The 2,550-nt window shown below is 74.1% G+C and carries 1 rRNA gene and 1 pseudogene; both read left to right on the top strand.

Annotated features, from left to right (window positions below):
* Window positions 1–88, top strand: a 5S ribosomal RNA gene (gene rrf / locus AC0CYZ_RS00995); the annotation flags it as partial.
* A gap of 205 nt (window positions 89–293) precedes the next feature.
* Window positions 294–2,550: pseudogene (locus AC0CYZ_RS00990) on the top strand (NAD-glutamate dehydrogenase); the annotation flags it as partial.

The following is a 2,550-nucleotide window of genomic DNA, read 5'->3' as shown; positions in this document are numbered from 1 at the left end:
CGGACCCATCCCGAACCCGGAAGCTAAGCCCTCCAGCGCCGATGGTACTGCGACCGCCAGGTCGTGGGAGAGTAGGACACCGCCGGAACACCCAACCACCCCCACCCACACCAAGCCCCCGAGGACACCCTCGGGGGCTTTCGTGTGTCTGCACACCGGCCGGGATTCGGCCCCATTCCCCTGGTCGGTGGAACCGGAAGGCCCGGGGAGCGGTCGTTACAGTGGCCGCCGTGTCCGGAGTTGTCCTGCGACCTGACGGCGTCGGACTCCCAGCTGCCGGCGGAGGCGACCAGATGACGAGCACCCAGGCGCGGAGCGAGTCGCGGGCGGACGCGCTGCGGCGCACGGCGCGCGAGCAGGACGACGACGTCGAGCTCGGCGAGCTCGCGGTCCACTACTTCGACCTGATGCCGCCGGAGGAGCAGGCCGACGACCCCGCCGAGGCGCTGGCGATGGTGCGGGCCCACCGCAGCCTGGCCCGCCTCCACGTCCCGGGGCAGCCGGTCACCGCCGTGCTGGGCGCGGGCGCCGAGACCGGCGCCGCCGGGGCTCTCCACGACCCCGACCGGGTCTTCGTCCTCGTCGTCACCGAGGACATGCCCTACCTCGTCGACTCCGTGATGGCGGAGCTCGCGCGCACCGGCACCGTCGTGCACCGCGTCGTGCACCCGCTCGTCGTCGTCCGGCGTGACGCCCACGGCGCCCTGCAGGAGATCCTCCCGGACGTCGATCCGGCCGCCGCACCTGCCGGCACGCAGGTCGAGTCGTGGATGAACCTGGAGCTGGAGGCCGACGCCGGGTCGGAGTCGGTCCGCGAGCTGGCCTCCGATCTCCACCAGCGCCTGTCCTCGGTGCTGGCCGACGTGCGCGACGTCGTCGAGGACGCGGACACCATGCGCGCCAAGGCACGGGCCCTGGCCGACGACCTCGAGTCGTCGCCACCACCGGTCGCCGAGCACCGCACGGACGACACCGTCGCGCTGCTGCGGTGGTTCGCCGACGGCAACCTCACCTTCCTCGGGTACCGCTACGAGGTCGTGGGCGCCCCCGTCCGCGCGGACGGCAGCTCGACCGGGCGGGGACTGGGCATCCTGCGCCGCGACAGCGCCGCGGCGCGGGCGCTCACCGCCGGCCCCGACCTCGCCGAGCGGGAGGCGCTCGCCCCGGACGTCCTCGCCGAGGCCTCGGCCCCGGACCGCACCGGCACCGACGACTCGGCGCTGCTCGTCCTGACTCGGGCGAGCGCCCGGTCGACGGTCCACGACCCGGTGCACCCGCTCTACGTGGGCGTGCGGGACTTCGGCGCCGGCGGGCGGGTCGTGGGCGAGCACCGCTTCCTCGGCGTCCTCACCGTCGCGGCGCGCAGCAGCGACGTGACCCGCATCCCGGTGGTGTCACGGCGCGTCCGGGACGTCATCCGCCAGACGCAGCTGCCCGTCGAGTCGTGGTCCGGGCAGCGGATGCTCGAGGTGCTGCAGACCTACCCGCGGGCCGAGCTGCTCTGTACCGACCGGGCGTCGCTGCTCGAGACCGTCACCGGCGTCCTGGCCCTGGCCGAGCGCCGTCGGGTGCGGCTGTTCCTGCGCCGCGACCGGTGGGGCCGCTACTTCTCGGCGATGGTGTACCTGCCGCGCGACCGCTACACCACGGCCACGCGACTGCGGATGCAGCAGCTGCTCCTCGACCGCCTCGAGGGCACCGACATCGAGTACACCGCTCGGGTCACCGAGGACCAGCTCGCCCTGCTCCACGTCACCGTGCACACCGGGCAGCGCGAACCGGTCCGCCCCGACGTCCCCGCCCTGACCGCCGAGCTCGCCGAGGCGGCACGGACCTGGAACGACCGCCTCCGCGCGGCGGCCGGCCCGGCCGAACGGGCCGCCCTCGCCGCCGTCGGGGCCCTCGCCGAGCCGTTCAGCCAGGCCTACCAGGAGGACTTCTCCCCGGAACAGGGCCTCGCGGACCTGCTCGTGCTCGACGGCCTCGGCGGTCCCGACGACGTCGCCGTTCGCCTGTACCGGCCCATGGAGGTACCCGTCGACGACGGCGCCGGGGACCGTCGGCTGAAGCTCTTCCTGGTCGGCACCCGGATCACGTTGTCCTCGGTCCTGCCGGTCCTGCGCTCGCTCGGGATCGAGGTGATCGACGAACGGCCCTACGAGGTCCGGCGCAGCGACGGCGCCGTCGGATGGATCAACGACTTCGGTCTGCGGCTGGGGCACGAGCCCGCCGCCGAGAAGGACACCGAGGACCTCACCCGGCGCTTCGCCGACGCCTTCACCGCGATCTGGCGGGGGCGCGCCGGCACCGACGGCTTCAACACGCTGGTCCTCTCCGCGGGACTGACGTGGCGCGAGGCGGCACTGCTGCGCGCCCTCGCCCGCTACCAGCGCCAGCTCGGCAGCCCCTACGGCCAGAGCTACATCACCGACGTCGTGGGGGCACACGCCGAGGTCGCGGTCGGCCTCGTCCGGCTCTTCGAGGCCCGCTTCGACCCCGACCTCGACCCCGACCGGGCGCGGAACCCGAAGGGTCGCGACGACCTCGTCG

The sequence above is a fragment of the Actinomycetospora sp. genome (genome assembly GCF_055612215.1).
This window is presented reverse-complemented; position numbering and strand designations above follow the sequence as displayed.